Source organism: Halospina denitrificans (assembly GCF_004364635.1).
In the GTDB taxonomy this organism is placed as follows: Bacteria; Pseudomonadota; Gammaproteobacteria; order Pseudomonadales; family Oleiphilaceae; genus Halospina; species Halospina denitrificans.
In genome coordinates, this window is the sequence record NZ_SOAX01000001.1 from 576,864 (window position 1) to 599,412 (window position 22,549).

At 59.6% G+C, this 22,549-nt stretch carries 18 protein-coding genes and 1 pseudogene; 11 read left to right on the forward strand and 8 right to left on the reverse strand.

The annotated features are described in order from the left end of the window. The 3 genes and pseudogenes from DES49_RS15460 to DES49_RS02760 form a co-directional block, all read right to left on the reverse strand. A pseudogene (locus tag DES49_RS15460) lies at nt 1–457 on the reverse strand (hypothetical protein); the annotation flags it as partial. 8 nt (nt 458–465) lie between these two features. Further along, on the reverse strand, nt 466–1,143 hold the full coding sequence (locus DES49_RS02755; protein WP_133734833.1) for a hypothetical protein: 678 nt from the start codon (nt 1,141–1,143) through the stop codon (nt 466–468). Between the two features lie 529 nt (nt 1,144–1,672). Further along, nucleotides 1,673–2,290: a DUF2855 family protein gene (locus DES49_RS02760; protein ID WP_133734834.1), complete on the reverse strand. Its 618-nt coding sequence runs from the start codon at nt 2,288–2,290 to the stop codon at nt 1,673–1,675. An 83-nt stretch (nt 2,291–2,373) separates the two neighbouring features. Here DES49_RS02760 and DES49_RS02765 point away from each other — a divergent pair, with 83 nt between their 5' ends. From DES49_RS02765 to DES49_RS02805, 9 genes are all read left to right on the forward strand, one after another. Then, entirely contained in the window at nt 2,374–2,724 is a 351-nt protein-coding gene (locus DES49_RS02765; protein ID WP_133735037.1) for a DUF3147 family protein, read from the forward strand. Between the two features lie 35 nt (nt 2,725–2,759). Continuing rightward, nucleotides 2,760–3,590, forward strand: coding sequence for a hypothetical protein (locus tag DES49_RS02770; RefSeq protein ID WP_133734835.1), 831 nt, complete (start codon nt 2,760–2,762; stop codon nt 3,588–3,590). Nucleotides 3,591–3,694: 104 nt separating this feature from the next. Continuing rightward, nucleotides 3,695–5,350 (forward strand): ExeA family protein, encoded by a 1,656-nt coding sequence (locus DES49_RS02775; RefSeq protein WP_133734836.1) that lies wholly within the window; start codon nt 3,695–3,697, stop codon nt 5,348–5,350. A 9-nt stretch (nt 5,351–5,359) separates the two neighbouring features. Continuing rightward, nucleotides 5,360–6,088 carry a general secretion pathway protein GspB gene (locus DES49_RS02780; protein ID WP_133734837.1) on the forward strand — a complete coding sequence of 243 codons (729 nt, stop codon included), beginning with the start codon at nt 5,360–5,362 and terminating at the stop codon, nt 6,086–6,088. Between the two features lie 112 nt (nt 6,089–6,200). Next, the gene (locus DES49_RS02785) at nt 6,201–7,937 is read left to right on the forward strand and encodes an alkyl sulfatase dimerization domain-containing protein (RefSeq protein WP_133734838.1); all 1,737 of its coding nucleotides are present in this window, start codon (nt 6,201–6,203) and stop codon (nt 7,935–7,937) included. 52 nt (nt 7,938–7,989) lie between these two features. Beyond that, the gene (locus tag DES49_RS02790) at nt 7,990–8,895 is read left to right on the forward strand and encodes a LysR family transcriptional regulator (RefSeq protein WP_133734839.1); all 906 of its coding nucleotides are present in this window, start codon (nt 7,990–7,992) and stop codon (nt 8,893–8,895) included. A 102-nt stretch (nt 8,896–8,997) separates the two neighbouring features. Then, on the forward strand, nt 8,998–11,175 hold the full coding sequence (locus tag DES49_RS02795; protein WP_133734840.1) for an OsmC domain/YcaO domain-containing protein: 2,178 nt from the start codon (nt 8,998–9,000) through the stop codon (nt 11,173–11,175). 100 nt (nt 11,176–11,275) lie between these two features. Further along, a complete protein-coding gene (locus DES49_RS02800; RefSeq protein ID WP_133734841.1) occupies nt 11,276–13,102 on the forward strand; it encodes a diguanylate cyclase in 1,827 nt (608 codons plus the stop codon). Between the two features lie 163 nt (nt 13,103–13,265). Continuing rightward, nucleotides 13,266–14,186: an alpha/beta fold hydrolase gene (locus DES49_RS02805; RefSeq protein ID WP_243864838.1), complete on the forward strand. Its 921-nt coding sequence runs from the start codon at nt 13,266–13,268 to the stop codon at nt 14,184–14,186. A gap of 53 nt (nt 14,187–14,239) precedes the next feature. On the opposite strand, the gene DES49_RS02810 is transcribed toward DES49_RS02805, so the two are convergent. Next, on the reverse strand, nt 14,240–16,333 hold the full coding sequence (locus DES49_RS02810; protein ID WP_166645966.1) for a sensor domain-containing protein: 2,094 nt from the start codon (nt 16,331–16,333) through the stop codon (nt 14,240–14,242). Between the two features lie 226 nt (nt 16,334–16,559). Then, nucleotides 16,560–19,094 carry a chemotaxis protein CheB gene (locus DES49_RS02815; protein ID WP_133734844.1) on the reverse strand — a complete coding sequence of 845 codons (2,535 nt, stop codon included), beginning with the start codon at nt 19,092–19,094 and terminating at the stop codon, nt 16,560–16,562. Nucleotides 19,095–19,324: 230 nt separating this feature from the next. Here DES49_RS02815 and DES49_RS02820 point away from each other — a divergent pair, with 230 nt between their 5' ends. Beyond that, nucleotides 19,325–20,377: a beta-N-acetylglucosaminidase domain-containing protein gene (locus tag DES49_RS02820; protein WP_133734845.1), complete on the forward strand. Its 1,053-nt coding sequence runs from the start codon at nt 19,325–19,327 to the stop codon at nt 20,375–20,377. Here the strand turns inward: DES49_RS02820 and DES49_RS15465 are convergent. Beyond that, entirely contained in the window at nt 20,353–20,523 is a 171-nt protein-coding gene (locus DES49_RS15465; RefSeq protein ID WP_166645968.1) for a hypothetical protein, read from the reverse strand. The two genes, DES49_RS02820 and DES49_RS15465, sit on opposite strands and share 25 nt — an antisense overlap. Nucleotides 20,524–20,555: 32 nt before the next feature. Beyond that, nucleotides 20,556–21,068, reverse strand: coding sequence for a fibronectin type III domain-containing protein (locus DES49_RS02825; protein WP_133734846.1), 513 nt, complete (start codon nt 21,066–21,068; stop codon nt 20,556–20,558). Nucleotides 21,069–21,654: 586 nt separating this feature from the next. Here DES49_RS02825 and DES49_RS02830 point away from each other — a divergent pair. Then, complete coding sequence (locus DES49_RS02830) at nt 21,655–22,386, forward strand: hypothetical protein (protein WP_133734847.1); 732 nt, start codon at nt 21,655–21,657, stop codon at nt 22,384–22,386. On the opposite strand, the gene DES49_RS15545 is transcribed toward DES49_RS02830, so the two are convergent. Continuing rightward, complete coding sequence (locus DES49_RS15545; protein ID WP_208297007.1) at nt 22,352–22,498, reverse strand: hypothetical protein; 147 nt, start codon at nt 22,496–22,498, stop codon at nt 22,352–22,354. The two genes, DES49_RS02830 and DES49_RS15545, sit on opposite strands and share 35 nt — an antisense overlap. Nucleotides 22,499–22,549: the final 51 nt, after the last annotated feature.

Below are 22,549 nucleotides of genomic sequence, written 5' to 3' on the forward strand. Positions count from 1 at the left end.
GGTTTCTGAGGCCATCCGGTTTGGGCTCCAGCCGGGTCAGGCCCGCCACGCCGGACACAAACGCGCCGGTCGTCCCCCCTTCGGGAAAATACAGGCCCCCGAACTGCAACTGATAGATAACCACATCCAGGGCACTAGCCGTGGGGGTGAAAATGGGCTCGGAGGAATGGACCCGGGTTTCCTGGCGGGCGACGTAGAGTTCCGCCTGTTTGCCCGTCTCCGCCAGATCCACGTTCAGGGCCAGGCCCAGGCTGTGGGTGTCGTCGAACGTCAGATCCTCCGTGGTGCTGGCGCCGGCACTGCGGACCTCAAAATCCCCGCCCAGCCGGTATCCGGCAAAAGGGGTCAGCTCCACGCCGGCCTGTGCAACCATGGGCAGCATGCAGGCGGCAAGCACCAGGCTGTGGCATCTCTCGAATCTGGACCGCAGGGAATAGTAAGCAAGGACTTTCTGCACAGCGCTCCTCAGGCCAAATGGCTACCCTTGGTCAGCGTGTTCTCCGTCAGGAACTGGTCAATATTGCGGGCTGTTCTCCGCCGCTGGCATTTTTCGAAGAGGAAGAGCGTGGGTTTATCGTCATACCGCTCAAGGAATTGTTCCAGGAAATCGCCTTCATAGTCATCTGAAAGAAATACCATCCAGGCATCGATGCTATCGAAGAAATCAAACCGTTCCGGCCGGAAACTGGCGGGATGATGGAAATGCTTGATGGTCACGTCATGGCGTTTCAGTTCATGCTGGATCATGGCCGAATAGATGCGTGAATCGGAAAAGATACCCAGGCTCTTTTCCCTGGCAGGCGCGGCGCTGGCAATTCTCGTTTCCGGCTCCTGGGTGCCGGTTTGGACGATAGGAATCCCATCAGTTTCATGCACCAGGGGGATGGTTTCAGTTTCCACGGACTCAGAAAAGCTATCGTCCTTGTCGTAGTTCCCGAAAATCCTGGCCAATTCCCAGTCGGAAACGGGTATGTAGGAAGACAGGATTTCTTCCCTGAGCGCATCCGATGCCTTCAGCTCCCAATCCTCCCCGTGCTCCTCCGCGAGGAAGGGGTTAGAGCTGCTTGCCCTGTGTTGTTTTTGCTCCTTTCCGAGGAAGCCGGACAGGGGAGAGATTGTTTTGGCGAGAATATCCGCAGTCATGTTGAGGTGTTCCGAGTTACCGTTTCCCTGATTCAGGCGTAGGGTGACTGCGTAACACCCGGTGCCTGTTTATGAGTCCTTTCGCCGCGTTGGCGACACCGCAAAGGCATGGATTGTGGTCCAAGGCCTGTGCGCAGGTGCGCATGCTAGCTTCCTGCCTGCCGAAGGAACACCGGCATGGTTCCTGGTTTGTCGAATCTGTGACAAGTTGCACTGGCGTTGCGGTAACGGCGCACAGTTGAGGACGGACAGGAAAGTCCGGATGCAGCCTGGCACAGGCACTTTTCTCCTGCCCTGCTAAGCTCAAGCTGTGGAGGCGCCTCAAGAATCAGCCAGAGAAGGGACACGTATGGCCGAGTCGCGCTTTACCGAATACAAGGTGGTTCACGTTGTCGAGGGGGGATGCGGCACGATTTTTCTGGGCCCTTTTCAGGTCGCAGGTGATCGTCCAGGACTGGAACAACCGGATCTTCCGGGAGCTGCTCAGACGGTATGGGCAGCACTCCCCGGATACTGAATCCTCACGGAATCACTGAAGCGTCAGAATCAATCCCTGGTCGGGACTGACGCGCCCCTCCAGCGTATCCTCATACGCTTTGGCCACGTTCTCCGCCCCTCGTGCTTCGTTGATCGTCATCCAACCCTCCATGGAAGCCACCAGTGGTGCCCAGAGGGCTGCAAAACGCTGCATGAGCCCGGCCGTGCCATATTCCCCGGCGGCCTGTTCCCAGTACTTCGGCGCAAAGAACAGCTCCGGCTTCGGGCCGGGCAGCCCTTTACTGCCACCACGCTGGTCCCAGTGGGAGGCGCCCACCAGTGAGCTGAACTTCAGCTGGTCCTGGAAGTGTTCGTGCAGCCGGGAAAGCACTTGGCCGTTGCCGGCGAAATCTACGGATACGCTCGCCTCGCCCGCATCCAGCGTTTCCAGCTCGTCGTAGGCCACCACCCGGTCGTAATAGCCCAGCCCGCGCACAAACTCGACGTTGCCGGGGGAGGTCAGGGCGGTCAGGACCTTTGGTTGGCCTCGGCTCTCGCGCTGATGGTTGAGCATGAAGGCCAGCCCCAGCGCTGTTTTGCTGGAGGCACTGGTCAGGATCACCTGTTCCGCACCAAAGAAGTCTGGCTGATAACCGGCCAGTATCCGGATTTCCCGGGAATGGGTTTCAGTTTCTGCCCTAGGTGTGGAAACCTATGGCTTGATTCGGCACATTCATGAAGGAGCACGAACCATTGGCTTACTACATCACCAAACTGGCCGTTACCGTTCTACTCGTCGTTCTGATTTCAGAAGTTGCCAAACGCAGCTCGTTCATAGGCGCGGTGCTCGCCTCCGTGCCGCTCACATCCGTGCTGGCGATATTGTGGATCTATGTGGAGACTGGCGATATCGGCAGGATCAGTGACCTCTCCGTCAGTATCTTCTGGCTGGTTCTGCCGTCACTGGTTCTGTTCATCGCGTTGCCGGTGCTGCTTACCCAGGGTGTGAATTTTTTCCTCAGCATGGCATTGTCGATTGGAGCGACCGCTCTCAGTTATTGGCTGGTGGTGGTCATACTTGGTCATTTCGGTGTGGAGCTTTGAGATAGACACTGGACCGTTACGTAAAGGAATACACCATGGTATGGGAACGCTTCCATCATATCTGCCGTCGATCCCTTGCACCCCTGCGGCCCGGCGAGTCGCTGGCGGGGCGGATCAGGGCGGTTGAGGCTGACCCGGACACCGCTTTCTATGGCGCGCGGTTGAAACCTGGGACGCTGCCCCGCCGGATTCTCGACAGGATTGCAGCGGATCCGAATCAGGACCGGGCCTGCCGGCTGCTTGAATTCTATGCCAGTCTCAACCTGGACAGGGAGACAACCCACGCCCTGAAACTGAAGCGGGTGGCCATCTACCTGGCCTGGGTATCGGTACTCTTTCTCGTAATCTATGGCATCTACCAGGTCCTGGTAATGCAGGGGTTCATTCCCCTGCCCGAAACCTTCCAGATTCAGATTCCCTCTCCCGTGGCGCTGTTCCGCCAATACGTCTGGCCGTTCGCGATCACTGTTGTTGTCCTGCTGGGACTGGCGCTGGTGATGGGGCATGCCCTGAGGCGACTGGTTGACTGGTCATCCAGTCACGGCAGGATCGGACTTACCCGCTTTCTGGCATTCCCCGGGGCGCGTGCCGCTTACGCTGACCTGGAAACGGCCGTTCTCTTTCCACTGGGGCCGGACGTCGTAGAGGGTACATCGAAAATCGCCTCGCACCTGTGGAAGCTGGAGGAGGAGGGTAACGAGATCAGGGATGAGGTGGCGGCGCTCGTCCGGTGCCGTCACCGCACCCTGATTGAGCGCTGTGAGAAGCAGATGTGCGTGGTGTATACCTTCTGCATTCTTCTGATTGTGCTCACGATTGCTCTGTTTGTGGCCGGCGGCTATGTACCGGCCACGATGCTGCCCTGAGCAGCAACCTGACGAATCCTGTGATCGACCCGGACGACATCCGGCGATTCCTGCGTTATCTTGTCGCTTTCCCTGATCCGTTGATCGATTGTCCGTAGAGCGCCATGTATAACGATTTCTTCGGGTTCCGAGACGCGCCCTTCACCATCGCGCCCGATCCCAGGTACCTCTATCTCAGTGAGCGCCATAAGGAAGCGCTGGCCCATCTGCTGTATGGCGTTTCGGGGCAGGGCGGATTTGTGGTTCTGACGGGGGAAGTGGGGACCGGCAAAACCACCCTGTGCCGGCGCTTTCTGGAGGAAATTCCGGATCACGTGGATATTGCGCTGGTGCTCAATCCGAAAGTCAGTGCCCGGGAGCTTCTGGCCACCATCTGCCGTGAACTGGGGTTGCCCGAGATGAGGGGGCACTCGGTCATGGCGATGATCAACCAGCTCAACGATTATCTCCTGAAGGCCCATGCGGAGGGCCGGCACACGCTGGTGGTGATTGATGAAGCCCAGAACCTGTCCGTGGAGGTTCTGGAGCAGGTGCGTCTGCTGACCAATCTGGAGACGTCGGAAAAGAAACTGGTGCAGATCGCCCTCCTGGGGCAGCCTGAACTGGCGACCATGCTGGACAGTCCCCGCCTTCGCCAGCTGTCCCAGCGTATTACGGCCCGCTATCACCTGGCCCGGCTGGGTCGTCAGGAAACCTTCGACTATATTGCCTATCGCCTGTCCGTGGCGGGCCAGCGGGGGGCGATTTTCAGCAGGCGTGCAATGGCGGCCGTTTACCGGCGCAGTCACGGCATCCCCAGGCTGATCAACCTGATCTGCGACCGCAGCCTGCTTGGCGCCTATACCCGCAATTCAGTGACGGTTGACGCTGCCACGGTGCGCCGTGCGGCGCGCGAAGTTCAGGGTGGCGGTGCCGCCGGTCGATTTGGCCCGGGCCTTTTCCTGAGCAAAAAGCCGAAGCTCGGCCTGGGGCTTGGCGTGTTTCTGCTGACCCTGACCGCGGGGATGCTGGTACTGAACATGACGGGGGGTACGGTTGAAGAAACGCCGAGTGTTGCCTCTGGCCCAGTGGATCGGGTGCCTACGATTCCGTTGCTCGAGGAGTCTGAATCGACGGCGGCGGAATCTCGGTTACCCCTTGATTCGCTGACGCCCGATGCCTCACGCGGCCAGGCCTTTGAGGCCCTGTTCGATGTCTGGGGTCATGAGTACCGCAGTAGCGAGGATGAGCCGGCCTGTGACTATGGTGAGACGCGTGGGCTGGAGTGCCTTCACCGCAAGGGCAACTGGAACAGTCTGGCGGTACTCGACCTGCCGGCCGTGCTGGAGCTGATCAATAAGCAGGGGGAGACCGTGTCCGTGGCCTTGCTGGCCCTGGAACAGGACAGGGCCCGCCTGAAGGTTGGTGACGAGTTGCAGTGGCATTCCCGGGAGGCCATTGAGGCGGTCTGGTTCGGGGATTACTCGCTGCTCTGGCGTGTGCCGCCGTGGGAGTCCCGGGTTGTTGAACCCGGTGGCCCCGGCGACCGGGATGACTGGCTGCGCAGGGCCCTGGGCGAAGCCGAGAAGGCGCTGTCCGTGGAGTTGGGGTCCTCCGGTGATGACCTTGAATCACGGATTGCGGCTTTCCAGCGCCGGGAGGGCCTGAGGACGGATGGGGTGGTCGGTCCGCTCACGATCATCCGCCTCAATCATTACCTGGGGCGTTCGGTTCCGACGCTTGCCGGACCTTCTCCACTCTCTGACACGTCATCTGGTTGAGGCTCTCCAATGTCCTATATTCTGGATGCACTGAAGAAGTCCGAGGCCGAGCGCTCCAGTTTGGATCGCCCCGAGTTTGCCCATCGTGTGCCCTTTGAGTCCACGCCGCGCAAACAGCGCGAAATCTGGCCCTACCTCCTGGTCCTGGTGCTGATGGCCAACGCCTTTGTGATTGGCTACGTGATGTGGCCCGAATCCGCTGCGGACGAGGCGGCCAACGATTCCGGGCAACCCGCTGCCGTGGTGCAGAGGCAGCAATCTGTTGAACGGGAAACGGCCAGTACCGCTGCGGAGCCGTCGGTGCGGGACGAAGCCGAGTCGCCGGAAAAAGCCGAAGCATCCGGGACACCTGAAACACCCGCTCCGGTAATCGCCGAGGACAGCCCTTCGAAGCAGGCTCCGGCAACATCCGCAGAGCCGTCGCGAAGCGATTCATCGGATACCCCGCCCAGGGAGGACGTGGTCCAGGAAGAGCAGGATGAAAAGGAGGAGGTGCCGAACATCAACGCCATGCCCAGATCCGTTCAGCGGCGCGTTCCGGAGATGACGTTCAATGCCCACCTCTATTCCTCCAAGCCCTCCTCCCGGCGGGTGATGATCAATAACCAGTATCTGGGTGAGGGCGATCGGCTTGGCGGATTGGTCATCCGGGAAATTACTGCTGCGGGCGTGGTCTTCCGGCTGGATGAGCATGTGTTCCAGATCGATGTTGTCCGGGACTGGCAGGGTGCCCTCTGACCTCCCCCTGGGCATCAACTTTCATGCCGTAAATATTTCAATTACAGAATATCGATTGGACGAATAACGGGTTTTAAAGAAGAATCTCCGGATCCGTCATAGAGGAGGTTTCATGACCCGATTCGTACTGCTGTTGAGTGCCCTGTTGATTCTGGCCGGCTGTGCGCCCGGTGATTCCGGCCGTGATACCGCATCCGCGCCCGCCGTTGATGCCTTGCATGACCATTCCGAGGAATTCGAAGAGGATGTGATCGAGGTAACCGACGGGGTCTATGTGGCGGTCGGGTTCGGCATTGCCAACTCGATCATGATCGAGGGCGATGACGGCCTGATCATCGTGGATACCATGGAATCCATGGAAGCGGCTGAGCGGATTGCCGAGCGCTTCCGCGAGATCAGCGACAAGCCGGTTGAGGCGATCGTCTACACACACTCCCATCCCGACCACATCCTGGGGGCCGGCGCCTTTGTGGACGCCGACGATGACGTGGAGGTGCTCGCCCATGAGAGCCTTCAGGACCAGGCGGATAAGATCTCCAGTGAGCTGCAGCCGATCATAACCCGCCGCTCCATGTTCATGTTCGGCAACCAGTTGCGCGACGAGGACCGCACCAATGTTGGCATCGGCGCCTTCGTGGATACCCATGAAGACAGCACCGTCCAGATGATCCGGCCGACGCGGACCTTCGATGACCGCCTGGAAGTCGAGGTTGCCGGGGTGCGCGTGGTCCTGGAGCACGCGCCTGGAGAGACCGACGACCAGATCCTGGTCTGGCTGCCGGAAAAGGAGGTTCTGTTGCCGGGGGACAACATCTACAAGGCGTTTCCCAACCTCTACACCATCCGGGGCACCAGCTACCGCGACCCGACCCAGTGGGCGGACAGCCTGGACCGGATGCGTGAGCTGAAGCCACAGTATATGGTGCCAAGCCATGGCCGTCCGCTTTCAGGCCAGGACCATATCCACTCCGTACTGACGGATTACCGGGACGGCATCCGTTACGTCTACGACCAGACCGTGCGCATGATGAACGCCGGCCTGACCCCCGACGAGATCGCCGCCCGCATTGAGCTGCCCCCGCACCTGGCGGAATCCCCCTATCTTCAGCCGTTCTACGGCAAACCCGAATGGAGCGCGCGTGCCATCTACAGCGGGCTTCTGGGGTGGTTCGACAGCAACACCACCAACCTTCACCCCACGCCACCGGCCGAGAAAGCCAGGCGCATGACGGATCTGATCGGTGGCGTTCAGGCCCTGGAAAAGGAAGTAGAGAAGGCGGCGGAAGCCGAGGACCATCAGTGGGTCCTTGAGCTGACGGACTATCTGTTGCGTGTGGAGCCGGGTAACGACATTGGCCGGCAAGCGCGGGTGGCCTCACTCAGGGCGCTCGCCGCCGAGGAATCCAATCCCAATGCGCGCCATTACTACCTGACGGAAGCCGGCGAGCTGGCGGGTGACTTGACGGTTCCCAACCGACTGGTTGAGCCCACGGACAACATGCTTGAGTCCATTCCGCTGGAGCAGTTTTTCCGGGGAATGTCGGTGGCCCTGGATGCGGAGGCGGCCCTGGATGTGCACAAACGGGTGACCTTTGAGTTCAGCGATCCTGACGAGGCCTACACCCTGGTTGTCCGCAACGGCGTGACGGAGCTGCTGGAGGGGAAGGACCCTGATGCCGATATTCACGTGCGCGTCGACAGCCTGGCGTTCAAGCAGCTACTGGCCGAGCAGCGGGGCGGTATCCAGAGCGTGATGCTCGACTTTGAGTATGTGAAAGGTGGGCGCCTCGGGTTCGGCCGCTTCCTGAACCTCTTTGACCCGGAAGTGGAGCCCGTGGCCGGGAACTGAGGGCACGGGACTGTGCTAGTCTTTTTGGCACAGTCACCGCCCCGGTAGAACCATGAAGCTGAACCTGCGATCCGTGGACCTGAATCTGCTCCCTGTATTCGTGGCCGTCATGGAAGAAGGGCAGCTCTCCCGCGCCGCCGAACGCCTCGGCATGAGTCAGCCGGCGGTCAGTTCCGCCCTCAAGCGCCTGCGCCTGACCGTTGGCGCGGACCTGTTCAGCCGCTCCCGGGCCGGGCTTTCTCCCACGCCGGAGGCGCGCAGGCTGTACGAGTCCGTCGCCGAGGGGCTGGGTATTCTCACCGGGGCCCTGGATTCCCGCCAGCCCTTTGATCCCGCCGCAAGCGAGCGCCAGTTCCGGGTGATGGCGCCGGACTATTTTGATGCCCTGGCCCTGGGGCCGTTGATCACGACCATGCGCCAGTTTGGTGAGGGCATGTCCATCCGGGTCCTGTCCCTTGAAAGCGATTGGGTCAGGACGCTGGTCAATACGGAAGCCGATATCGCATTTGATTCGGTGAGCGTCGAGGACCCCCGCCTGAAAACGGAAGTCATCGGGGTGGAGAAGCCCGTGGTTGTTGCCCGTTCCGGCCATCCCCGGATTGATGGGAAGCTCACACCCCTGGACTATATGAAGGCGGAGCATGTGGTTCTGCCGGAACGCGAGCGGCGGGTTCTGCCGCTGGAGAAATACCTGGGCCATCCTGTCTGGGAGCGATGGGTTGGTGCTCAGGTGACCCAGCTGACCAACCTGTTGTTTGTCGCGAGCGACAGCGACCTGATTGCCACGGTCCCGCTCCGGTTAGCCCAACGCTTTGCTCCCTTGCTGGGTCTGCAGGTTCTTCCGTTTCCCATGGACGTGGGAGAGCTCCCCATCTATGCCATCTGGCCGAAAGTGCTGGACCAGGATCCCGCGCACCAGTGGTTCAGGCAGCAGATCAGGGATAAGCTGAGTCAGTGAGTTCATCGTCATGATCTCACCCCGACACCCCCAATAATTGTTACCCTATTGCGCCAGAGGGCGTCCCCGCCTCCTGTTGCAGTCATCAATCCGGTATCGTTCATGGAAATCAAGGTTAACTTCCTCGAGAATCGCCGACTGGAAGCGAAATTTGACGATTTCAGCGTCATTTCCGATCAGCCCATCCGTTATAAGGGCGATGGTTCCGCGCCCGGTCCCTTTGATTACTTCCTGGCGTCCTCGGCGTTGTGTGCGGCCCATTTCATTCGGGTGTACTGCCTGGCCCGGGACATTCCGACCGAGAAGATCCGCCTGTCCCAGAACAACATCGTCGATCCGGAAAACCGCTACAACCATATCTTCAGGATCCAGGTTGAGTTGCCGGAGGATCTGTCCGAGAAGGACCGCAAGGGCATTCTGCGCTCTGCCGAACGATGCACGGTCAAGCGGGTGGTGCAGAACGACCCGACCTTTGAGATCGAAGCCGTGGAGAACCTGGATGAGGACGCCCAGGCGCTGCTGACGATCCAGCCGGACGGCACCAGAACCCGGATTCCGGGCAAGGACCTGCCGCTGGAGGACACCATTTCCAACATGACCGGCATTCTTGAGGCACTGGGCATGCAGATTGAAGTGGCCTCCTGGCGCAACATCGTGCCCCATGTGTGGTCGCTGCACCTGCGTGATGCGGCCTCGCCCATGTGCTTTACCAACGGCAAGGGGGCGACCAAGGAGAGTGCCCTGTGCTCGGCGTTGGGCGAGTTCATTGAACGGCTCAACTGCAACTTCTTCTACAACGATTTCTTCTGGGGCGAGGAGATCGCCAACAGTGACTTTGTGCACTACCCGAACGAACGCTGGTTCCAGCCGGGGCCGGACGACGGGCTGCCGGAAGGCCTCCTGGATGAGCACTGCCGGGCCATCTATGATCCGGACGGTGAGCTGCGCGGCTCCCACCTGATCGATACCAATTCGGGTCGTCGTGACCGGGGGATCGTGGCGCTGCCCTACGTGCGTCACTCGGACGGCGAGGTGGTGTATTTCCCCTCGAACCTGGTCGAGAACCTGTTTCTCAGTAATGGCATGAGCGCGGGCAATACCCGGCAGGAGGCGCAGGTGCAGTGCCTGTCCGAGATCTTTGAGCGGGCGGTGAAGAAGGAGATCATTGAGGGGGAAATAGCCCTGCCGGATATCCCGCCGGATGTGCTGGCAAAGTACCCCCACATCCAGGAAGGCATCGAGGCGCTGGAGGCCCAGGGCTTCCCGGTTCTGGTCAAGGATGCCTCGCTGGGCGGCCGGTATCCGGTGGCCTGCGTCACGCTGATGAACCCCCAGACGTGCGGCGTCTTCGCGTCTTTCGGCGCGCACCCAACCTTCGAAGTGGCCCTGGAACGCAGCCTGACCGAACTGCTGCAGGGCCGCAGCCTGGAAGGCCTGAACGATCTGCCGCTGCCGACCTTCAATTCCCTGGCCGTGACTGAGCCCAACAACTTCGTGGAACACTTCATCGATTCCACGGGTGTGGTGTCCTGGCGCTTCTTCAGTGCCCGCTCGGATTACGAGTTCCGCGAGTGGGATTTCTCCGGCACCAACGAGGCGGAAGCCGATTGCCTCTTTGGCATCCTCCGGGACCTGGGCAAGGAGGTGTACGTGGCCATGTACGAGGAGCTGGGCGCGCCGGCGTGCCGGATTCTCGTGCCCGATTATTCCGAGATCTACCCGGTGGAGGACCTGGTCTGGGACAACACCAACATGGCGCTGGATTTCCGGGAAGACATCCTGAATCTGCACCGGTTGAGCGATGAACAGTTGCGGTCACTGGTTGAGCGTCTGGATGACAGTGACATTGATAGCTACACGGGCATCAGCACCCTGATCGGCGTCATGTTCGACGAACAGTCCGTCTGGGGCGAGCTTACGGTGCTGGAGCTCAAGCTGTTGATCCAGCTGGCGCTGCAGGAGTACGACGAAGCGCTGGAGCAGGTCGAAACCCTCCTTCAGTTCAACGACAATCATGTCACCCGCAACCTGTTCTTCCGTGCGGTTCAGGCGGTGCTGGAAATCACGCTTGATGATGAGTTGGCACTGGAGGACTACCAGTACAACCTCAGGCGCATGTTCGGCGAGGAGACCATGGAGGCAGCGGTCGGCTCGGTGAATGGTGCCGTCCGCTTCCACGGCCTGACTCCGACGAACATGCAGCTGGAAGGCCTGGAAAAGCATCAGCGACTTCTTGAGAGCTACAAGAAGCTCCATGCGGCCCGGGCTGCCGTTACCTGAGCCAAAGGCAGTGAGCAAGTCACGCTGCTATCGTCTAATCTGTGTGATGTAGGTCACATAATTATTATGCGGATTTGACGGGTGGAGCAATGGGCGTTTCATGTTCTGCATTACCAGGGTGATGATTAACAGGGCTCTACCTGTGCTGGCACTGCTGCTGGCTGTCTGCTGGGCCAGCGCGGTGAATGCTGATGCGTCGCCCTCTGATCCGATTGTGCTGGAAGCGGATTCTTTGCCTTACAGCATTGGCGGTGATTTCCAGTACCTCGTTGATCCGGGTTCGGAGCTTGATATCGATTCGGTTCGCGCGACCCGGAACGAGGACTGGCGTCCCCTGAGCGATGGTGCTGCCAACTTTGGTTTCGCCAGGGAGACTTACTGGTTCAGGGCCGATCTTCGTGGTGGTTCGGAGGCACGTGAAAGCTGGCTTCTCGAGTTGGGTTATCCGCTTCTGGATTACGTGGATCTGTTCGTGGTCAGGCAGGGGGAAGTAACCACGCATTACGCCACGGGGGACCAGTTGCCCTTTGATCAGAGGCCTTTTCCCCATCGCAACTTCCTGTTCCCTCTATCCCTGGCCGACAACGAATCGGCGCGCGTCTATGTGAGGGTTGAGTCCTCAAGCGCCGTGCAGATGCCTTTGAGCGTCACGAGTCACGAGGCTCTGGTCCAGAGCGAGCAGACCCGTCTCACGGCCCACGCGATGTACTTCGGAATTGTGGCCGTGATGGTGCTTTATAATCTGTTCATCATGATGTCGATCCGGGACAGGGCCTACCTTGCTTACGTCGTCTTCGTGCTGTCCATCGGCGGTTTCCAGTTGAGCCTCCATGGCTTTGGTTATCAGTTTGTATGGCCGCAGTCACCCTGGCTCCAGGATACGCTGACAGGAACCCTGATTGCCACGGCGTCACTGTCCGCCGCCTGGTTTGCGCTGGTCTTTCTCGGCGTCGAACAGTATTCGCGCAATCTTTCCCGGATTCTGCGCGCTATCGTCGTATTGGGCGCGGCGCTGACGCTGTTGTCGTTTTTCATACCCTATGGGCAGATTATTCGCATGGCGGCGGGGCTTGCCTTCGTTTGTGCGTTACTGGCGCAGGTGACGGGACTCTATATCTGGTATCACGGGTATAAACCCGCAGCACATTACAGCATTGCATTTGCGGCGGTTCTTCTGGGGACGGCCCTGATGGTTCTGAATAAATTCGGAATGATTCCGAGGAACGCGGTGACCGAGAACGGCCAGCAAATCGGCTCATTGCTGCAGCTGGTCCTGTTGTCGCTCGCGCTGGCCTACCGGATCAAGGTGCTCAGAGACGAAAACGAGCAGGCGCAGCTGGAGGCGACCACCCGGCTTGAACAGCGGGTTCAGGAGCGCACCATCGAGCTGGAGGAAGCGAACTCTCAGCTGCAACAGCTGTCGTCACTGGATCCCCTTACCGGCACCTATAACCGGCGTTATCTGGATGACTATCTCAGGGCCGAATGGAACCGGGCCCTGAGGGGGCGGTACTCGATCTCAGTGATCATGCTGGATATCGATCATTTCAAGTTGTTCAACGACAATTACGGTCACGCGGTGGGGGATGAGGCCCTGCGTTTTCTCGCACGCCATCTTCTCGGCTGCATTTACCGCACTCCCGATGTGGTTGTCCGATACGGGGGCGAGGAATTTGTTGTTGTACTGCCGTCCACGAATGCCAGGGGTGCCGAGACCATCGCGAGGCGCATCCGGAAAACCCTCTCCAGGCATCCCTTTCCGGTCGGGCGGAGCACCGAACAGCTGAGGGTGAGCCAGGGCATTGCCGCCATGGTTCCGAGTCCGGATGAGGCGCCGGACAACCTGCTTCTCCGTGCGGACGAGGCGCTCTATGAGGCGAAGGACGCCGGCAGGGACTGCTTCCGCCACTACAGGGTTCCCCAATAGGGGGGCGTGCCCGGGCAGTTCACCCCGTTCCCGCTGCGTGGTAAAGGAAATGCCTGGAACACGTCTGTTGTGCGCGCGCTCGTCATGGGTATGCTGGTGTCCTGCGATTCAGTGATTCAGGCACAGGTTGAGGGAAACGATGTCCAGGAAACGGATTGGATTGTTGGCAGTATTTCTGCCGCTGGCGCTCCTGGTGGCGTTGTACTGGCTTACGCCCGGGCTGTTTGTGCAGCCACTGGTTCAGGCCAACCGCGCGTTGTCGGATCTGTCCGCCCATCAGGTCGAGGTGGGCGATCACACCATCCACTATCTTGAGGGCGGCAGTGGCGCCGAGACGCTGGTGCTGCTGCACGGCATCTTTGCCGAGAAGGACCACTGGGTCGAATTTGCCCGTCCCCTGAGTGAGGATTACCACCTGATCATCCCGGATATTCCCGGCTTCGGTGAAAGCACGCGTCTGCCGGAGGCGAGCTACCATTACGGGGATCAGGTGCAGCGGCTTCGTGCCTTTCTGGAGACGTTGGGTCAGGGCAGGGTACATCTTGCGGGGAATTCCATGGGCGGGGGCATTGCCGCCCGTTATGCGCTTGAGTATCCCGAGCAGATCCAGTCACTGGCATTCATCGGCGCACCCCATGGCATTGATTCGCCCACCCAGAGCGAGATGGAGCGTCGCCTGGCCAGTGGCGAGGAGGCTCCCCTGATCGCTGAAAGCCATGAGGAATTCGATGCCATGATGGATTTCCTCTTTGTGGATGTGCCCTACGTTCCCTATCCGCTGTACCAGCATTTTTCCGAGCACGCGGTAAGCCGCGCCGAAAGCAATAAACGACTCTGGCGCCAACAGCAGGATGATCCGTTCTATATGCAGCATCACCTTGATGTGCTGAAAGCGCAGAATGTGCCGGTGCTGACGCTGTGGGGCGACCAGGACAGGATCTTTCACGCCTCCGGCGTACAGGTGCTGGAAAAGCATCTGCCGGAGGGCGAGCACCGGGTGATGGAGGACACGGGGCATCTTCCGATGATGGAACACCCCTGGCGGACCGCTGAGTTCTATCGGTCCTTTCTCGAATCGAGGTAACGGAATACGATCAGGGGCATGCGAATCAACAGAGGCCCCGATGGTATCCCCGGTCAGGAAACGAGCGCGAGCATCTGCGCGGCGGACAGAGGGCGGTGATAGAAATACCCCTGGATTTCGTCGCAGTGCTCCCTCAACAGGAAGTCTCTCTGTGACTGTGTCTCCACCCCCTCTGCAATCACCGTGAGGCCGAGGGAATGGCCCAGGGCGATGATGGCCCGGACGATGGCCGCGTCCTGACGGTTGAAGGGGGCATTGGTAATGAACGTCTGATCAATCTTGAGGCGGTCCACCGGCAATGTCTTCAGTGATGCGAGGCATGAATGGCCGGTGCCAAAGTCATCGATCGCCAGCGTGACGCCAAGCGCCTTGAGTTCCGTCAGTTCGGTCATGAAAGCCTCGCCACCCTGCAGGGCGGACTCTGTCACCTCCAGCTCAATCCACTCCGGGCCGATGTCGAATTCGTCAAACAGCTGTTTCATGGTTTCCGCCAGGCCGGGTTTGAACAGACTCCGTGGCGAAAGATTAACGGAGATGCGTATTGGCTGACTGTAGAGTGCCTTCCAGGTCGCTGCCTGAGCGCAGGCGGTACGCAGCGCGTAGTCATCCAGGTCGTTGACCAGATAGCTCTTCTCTGCTGTCGGAATGAATTCCTTGGCCGCAACCAGCCGGTGTTCGTCATTCTGCCACCGCAACAGGCCTTCGACTCCGGACATCCCGTTGCCGATCAGTGATTGCTGCGGTTGATAGAACAGCTGAAGCTGATCGCGAGATAAAGCGCGGCGGAGTCCCTGCTCCAGGCCCAGGCGCTGTTGTGCCTGTTGGGTGAGCTCCGGGGTGTAAAACGAATGGTGATTCCGGCCTTCCTGCTTGGCGCGATAGAGGGCGGCATCCGCGGCCTTGGTGAGGTCCTCGCCGTTCTCGGCGTCACCCGGGTAAAGACTGATGCCAATGCTGGCCCCGGTAACCAGTGTCTCGTCATTGAATTGAACGGGCTGGTTGATCAGGCCCAGGATTTTCTCGGCCACGATGCCCGCTGATTCGGGGCTGTCGATATCATTGAGCAGAACAACAAACTCATCCCCACCCAGCCGTGCGACCAGATCCTCTTCCCGCACAAAGCCTTTCAGACGATCCGCGACAACTGACAGAAGGTGGTCGCCGCTGGAGTGTCCGAGGGTGTCGTTGATCGTCTTGAAGTGGTCCAGATCAATGAAAAAGAGGGCCAGCTTGGACTGGTGGCGTCTGGCACGCTTGAGCGCCTGGTCGAGACTTGCGCTCAGGAAGAGTCGGTTCGGGAGGCCCGTCAGGGCATCGTGATGGGCCAGGTGGTCCAGCTTGCTGTAAGCCTCCTTGAGACTGGAGATATCCGAGAAGACAAGCACATGATGGCTTGGTTGTTCGGACGGATTCTGAGCCGTGCTCAGCGTGCCCCATGCGGAGAGAGTGGAGCCGTCACTGCGGGCGACCTCGAATTCACCCTGCCAGTCGCCACCCTGGCGCATATCCTGTTGGAGCCGGTTGAGTCTGCCGGACTGTCGTTCCTTGCCCACAACGAGAGACAGGTCTTTGCCCAGAATCTGCTCTTCCGGATAGCCCGTAATGCGGGTAAACGCATGGTTTGTCTTGGTGATGCGGAAGGCCTCGTCCGTGATCACGATGGCTTCAAGGGTGCTTTCAAAAACACGCGCCGCCTGCCGGAGTTGTTCCTCGGTCTCCTGCTCTTCCGTCACGTCCTGGAATGCGGTATGGAAGACCTGTTCGCCATGTTCGTGGCTGCAGTAGCTGTGAAGTCTGAGCACTTTAGTGCTCTTATCACGGCACCGGATTTTCAGGTCGAGTTCCAGGGGTTCATCCGTTGCTGCCAGTTGATTGATGTGAAGCAGGTACTTCCGGGTCTGGCCATTTTCCATCAGCGCATTCAGTGGGATCCCGACCAGGGCGTCCCGTTCATAACCGAGGATGTGAGCCCCGGTCAGGTTGATGCGGGTAATGACACCGCGTTCGTTGGTGGTGAGGTAGCCGTTTGGTGCGAAATCATACAGGCTGGCATAGCGGTCGCGGGCTTCTTCGAGCTCCTGTTGCGCTTCAATAAGGTCCTGGTTCTGAACTTCCAGCTCCACCTGGTAGACCTGGACGTCGTGCATTAGTGCCTTGACCGCCCCAGGGTCCAGTGGGGTTCCATCCTGTTGCAGACGGTCAAGAGAACTGTGTAACTTATCTTTGCGCGTGCTTGGAGGGTTGCCCTGGTTCTTGGTGACGTTTGCCATATGGCGTTTGCCGCTCCTGTTCCATGGAATGCGAGAATCGCTGATCAAAAACTCCGCATTTACTAGCCATCAGAGTACGCTTATATAGTCCTCGTGTAACCAGTTAAGCGTCATTCTTGATAAATGTAATATCGAAAAAGACGAGGACGACTCCGGTGACCTTGTCGTCCAGGTCCTTGTAGGGCCGTATTGAAATCGAGTAGAGGTTACTGTCGTTGTCGGAGGCCTCAATGGTCTGGGATTCGCCCTGATCAATGACGGTGCAGATGATTGTCCGCAGATCCGGGAGATTGAGGTTCGGGCTGAGGTCGCTGAAGGGGCGCCCCACATCGGTATCGATGAGGTTCAGCAGGGGTTTCGCCAGGGAGGTGAACTGGCGCACCTCCAGATCCCGGTTCAGCATCAGTACCGGTAGCTGAACACTGCTCAACAGGTTGCGCAGGTCGGCGTTAACCAGTGCCAGGTCGCTGTTGCGCGCCTCAAGTTCGTCGTTGAGCGTCGCCAGCTCTTCATTGGTCGACTGCAGCTCCTCCTGGGCGCTTTCCAGCTCCTCGTTGGTGCTCTGAAGCTCTTCGTTGGCGGACTGGATCTGTTCGCTGGCGTTCTGCAGCTCTTCGTTGGTGGCGACATGGTCGTTGATCACGGACTTGAGCTCGCGACGCGCCCGGTACAGCTCCGATTCCAGCTCCTTGATCCGTTGATTGCCCGCTGCCGGCTCGCCGTTTTCGTCATCGACAGGCGCGGGTTCAGGGGCCAGGGAAGGCTCGGGGTGAGTGTCGGCAAACAGGACGAGATAGTAGCTGTCCTCGGCGCCCTCCTGGGACAGCGGCTGCACAACAATCCGTGTGGTTTTCCGTTCCTCCTTGAGATTAAAGCGAACCTCGGGTGTATCAACCCGGTCCTGGGTTTCCTTTGCCCTGGCCAGGGCGTTTCGCAGATCCACCAACAGGTCGCGCTGAGCCATCTTGAGCAGCTTGAGGCTGACTGAGCCCGGCGCCGGCTCAATGAAGGGGCCGGTCTGACCGATGAAGCGGCAGATCGTCAGCTCAGCATCCACGATCACCCCGGGAGGGCTGAATTCGTCGAGGATGATCTGTTCGGCCTGCTTCTGGATGCTCTGTTCGCGTTTCATGGTCTCTGGAGGGCTCCCTGCCCGCGCGTTATGGACTGAGGGCATCTGGCGTAAGGGGCGCGGAAGCGCATGCCTTCCGGCTTTCTTGGCGTAGATTTTCTGCTTCTGGTCAACGACCGAGAAGTAGCTGTCTCCGTTGGAGATTGACTCTGACTTGCCCAGCACGAGACGCCCCCAGGGGTAGAGGGCAAAGTGGAAGAGGCCAAATAAGCGCGACTGCAGCGACCCATCGAGATAGATCAGCAGGTTGCGGCAGCTTATCAGGTCGAGCCGGGCAAAGGGCGGGTCCTGGGTGACGTCCTGTTCCGAAAAGATGCAATAGCCGCGTATTTTCTTCTTCACCTGATAGTGGCCCTGAGCCGTATTGACAAAATAACGGTGAAGCCGCGAGCGGGTGAGCAGAGCAACCTGCTGTGCGGTATAGACACCAGCCCTGGCGGTTGCGATGGCTGCACTGTCCAGATCGGTTGCAAAGATCTGAACCGGAACCTCCAGGTCGTTTTCGTCCAGGTACTCCGCGATAATAATCGCCAGTGAATAGGCTTCTTCACCGGTTGAACAGCCTGGGACCCAGACTCTCAGGCCTTCGCCTTTCTCTTTGTGCTCAAGCAGGTGAGGCAGGACCTCACGCTTGATTTCATCGAACACTTCCGGGTCACGGAACAGGGCCGTGACGTTGATCAGAAAGTCCTGTGCAAGGGTGGCGCGTTCATTGGCGTCGTTGCGAAGCAGTTCGAGGTACTGCGCGTCCTTTTGCGTGTGTTTGAGCAGCATTCGGCGCCGGATTCGCCGCTGGATGGTGCTTTGCTTGTAGTGCGAGAAGTCGAAACCGGAATGCTGCCAGAGCAGCTTCAGCATCGCCTGAATAGAGCGCTTATCGGTTGGTTCAGCCCCCAGGTCCTGGGCCAAAGGGTGATCGCGCAGAGCCGCCAGTTTCTGTGCAATGGCGGCGGGCGCCAGAACCATGTCCACGCTCCCGGCATTGATGGCGTGAGCTGGCATCTGTGCGAACTCCGCGCTCTCGCTGTCCTGGGCAAAGGTGATGCCGCCCGCCGACTTGATGTGCTTGAGGCCTTCGGTCCCATCGCTGCCTGAACCCGATAGCAGCACACCAACGGCACTCGGACCCTGACTTTCGGCAACCGAAATGAGCAGGTCGTCGATCCTCGCCTGGTGGGCGTTCTGGGAATCAAAAGCGTGGAGCACCATGTGCCCATTTTCGAAAAGCGCCGTTCTGCCGGGCGGTACCACATGGATGTGATTCGGTTGTGGCGTGGCATTGTCGGCCATCTCGACCACCGGCATGGCCGTGCGCGACTGCAGGAGGGGAGCCAGCATCGTCTTGTGATCCGCCTTCAGGTGTTGCATCACCAGAAAGCTGTAACCGGTGTCCGTTGGCAGGTTTTCAATCAGCTCGTAAATGGCCTTGAGTCCTCCGGCGGAGGCGCCAATAACAACAATCAGGGGAGGTTCTGAGGCGGACACGATGATCCTCACAATAGCCATGATCCATGGGCCAGCCAGCCAGCCTTCAGCCGCGCTGGGCGATCCTTACCTGTCGATGGTACACGGAAGGCGGCGAATGGACTATGGAGGCATTCCTTGGTGATACAGCCCGAAACCTGATCTAGACTGAAAAAGGGCTGGAGTCAGGTGGTACCTGATGGCTGGAACAGGTCGGGCTTGCGAGCCTGTTTTCGGGGTATAGTGGACTGTTTTCTGGTCAGGAGCCGTGAATGCATCCGCCACTGGGCATTATTGAAGGGTTCTACGGGCCGCTCTGGTCCTGGGAGGCGCGGCGGCGTGTGATGGAACGGCTGGCTCCCCATGGGTTTTCGTTCTATCTCTATGCGCCCAAGGGTGATCCCCTGCTTCGGGAGGAGTGGTACAACCCTGTGCCCCCGGAGGTCCACAAACAGCTGGGCGACTTTGCCCGTGCCTGCCAGGGGCAGGGTGTTCGTTTCGGAATTGGGTTGAGCCCGTTGGGGGCACTGGAATCCTTTGATGAGGTGATCAAACAGGCGTTGCTGCAGCGGCTGCGGTTTTTCGACGGGATTGGCGTCCAGGACCTGGCCATCCAGTTTGATGACGCGCTTGCGGACCTTCCGGACCTGGCCGCCCGTCAGGTCGGGTTGGTGCACTGGGTGCGCGAGCATTCCGCTGTGGAACGGATCATCCTCTGCCCGAGTTACTATTCTGAGGACCCCATGCTGGATGCGCTTTTCGGGCTTCGTCCGGAGGGGTATCTGGAGACGCTGGGGCAGTCACTGGATCCTGATATCGAGGTTTTCTGGGCCGGCGAGGAAATCTGTTCCCGCCAGTGGTCACCGGGGCACCTGGAACGCGTCGCCGAGCGTCTCCAGCGGCGTCCCTTCCTGTGGGACAACTACCCCGTGAACGACAACGATGCCATGGCCAACCACCTCCACCTGCGCGGCTTCACCGGCCGTCCGGCGAGCATCGGGCCGCTGTGTTCCGCCCATGGGATCAACCCCGCTCTGCAACCCATGCTCTCCTGCATCCCCGCGCTCACCCTGGCGGCCAGTTACCGCAGGGGCGACGCCTACGAGTACATGGAGTCCACCCTGGCCGCGATGGTTGAGGTGCTTGGGGAGTCCCTCGCCGCCCAGCTGTTCGCGGACCTGCCCGTGCTCCAGGACGCCGGTCTGCACGCCCGCGACTCCGAAAAGCATCGCCTGCGCTCGGTCTATGCGGGCTGGGATCATCCTGCCGCGCGGGAAGTGCTGGCATGGCTCGACGGGGATTATTGGCTCAGCATTGCCCGGTAGGCGTTCAGCGTGCCCGTATCTTCGGATAGGTAGTCCGGCGCCAGTGCCATGAGCTGGTCCGCGACAATGGCGCGCGCCGTCGGCTTGCTGCCCCCCGGAATGATCAGCCAGGGGGTATCCGGGAATGTGTTGGGAGTGCTGGCCATTGCGGGGATCCTTTGGGCTTCCTGGCAGGCGGTTAGAGTGACTTTTCCACAACATCCGCCTTCTGGCTGACGTTGTCAGCAAGGTCCACTGTCTGCACTGTGAAATACCATGTTCCCTTATCCAGACCTACAATGGAATGCTCCATTGAACGTGTACCATCCGCTTCCACGGTCACTGAGAACCGAAGCCCGTTCCGCCTTCTTCCGTAACTGATGATGTATTGGCGTATTTCACCAGGATAGAGCCCCTCGCCATTCTCGCGATGGGTGGGTGCATCCCAGCTCAGATTGACCTTTCCAGCAGTCCTGCTTTTGATGCTGCGGGGCGTTGCACGGCCGGTGCGTCGATATTGATCCCGGATCCTGGTGCTGGCTCCCGCCTTCAGCTTACCGCCCGAGCCGTGTGTGGACATGGTGCCTTTGTTCTTTATGTGGTGAGTCGACATGGGTCGCGGGCCGGCTTCCTGACAACCGATCAGCACAGCTACCGCGATAAGAGGGAGCGAACGAAAGAACGTTGATAATATTCTGATGACTGATTCCATAATCCTGCTTCACCCTTGTGTGAGAGTTGGTTTCCCGGAATTCCATAGGGGGCAGGGGCCTACAGCCTGGCTAGCCGCTGCGCGGAGCAGCGCGCGGCGCACTGGGATGGTTCGGGGCGCGGCGTGGTGGCCCAGGGTGCGCTCGGTGCTGCCTGCTTTCGGGGGTTCCGGGCTCTGAGTAGCCCGTATTTTCTTTATTATCGGTGCCTTAGCACGACGCGGAAGTTACCAGATCCGTGATTCGAGTGCACGGTTGGCGGGCGGGGAAACTGAGACTGGATTCACAGCAAGTGGGTATATGAATGAACCGTAAAGTTTGGTGTAGCGGTTTTACCTCAGCCGGTTGGTCACCCCTGTTGGGGCGGTGTATTCATTCTTTTGCAACGCTTCTATTGTGATGTTCTTGGGAGAAATGCTGGCCGTTTAGGTGGAGAATGTCCTCAACGGGTACAAAACCTGGCCGCGGCGGGTAATGACGGGCGGGGGCAGGCAGGGCATTATTTGCGGGAACCGGATGCTCCGACTAATCTTAGAGTCAGTTAAGATATTTTAATGAATAACGATAAGAACGCAGGAAGGACCTGATATGAAACATAGCGCCTTGGTGGTTTTTCTATCGGCAGTCCTGGCCGGCTGTGCCTATCAGCCCTGGGATCCCTATGGTGACGACCCGGAACGGGACCAGGCCCGGGATGAAGCGGCGGAGCAGGAAACCGACGTCTCTTCCCAGGCCGGCGCGGACGAGAGTGGTTCCGGAACGGATGACCAGGCATCATCTTCGTCGGCCCAAGAGGATGAGGAGCCGGCGAGCGCCTCGGATTCAGGGGCTGAAGCCCGGGAGCAGGAAGAAGCCGCTCAACGTCGTCGCGAGGAGCGCCGCCAGGCCGAGCGGGAGGCGGAACGGGAAGCTGAGCGTGAAGCACAACGCGAAGCTGAACGCGAGGCACAGCGTCAGGCCGAACGCGAAGCTGAGCGAGAGGCTGAGCAAGAGGCTGAGCGTGAAGCGCAGCGCCAGGCTGAACAGCAGGCTGCAAGCAGTTCCCAGAGCAGCAGCTCCGACGCTTCGGATACCTCATCCCAGACAAGCGGAAGCTCGGGCACTGGCATCACCTATATTAACCAGTCAACAGGCCCCTATTCCGATCTTACTCCCAAGGAGCATCCGCCTCTGGATGATGATGAATACAGTCGCATCCAGCAGGAACTCGAGCGCCGTGTGGGCGCCGGAGAAGACCGGAGCAAGTACGAGGCGGAGATCGAGGTTGGTCGTCGCGAGGGTGGTGTCATGGCGTGGTTCTACCGGCGCTGGATTTACTGAGGTAGTTGACCCCGGTCAGCGATTCGGAAACCTGCCAGAGCTTTTCCGCCACCTCTGGATTGCGGGCGAGGCGACGAACATCCGCCTCCGCCGGCATACCCCAGAATTCCATGAACCCATGAGGGCCGTAGTACCCGCCTGACTCCGCCAGCGCCGGTAACCA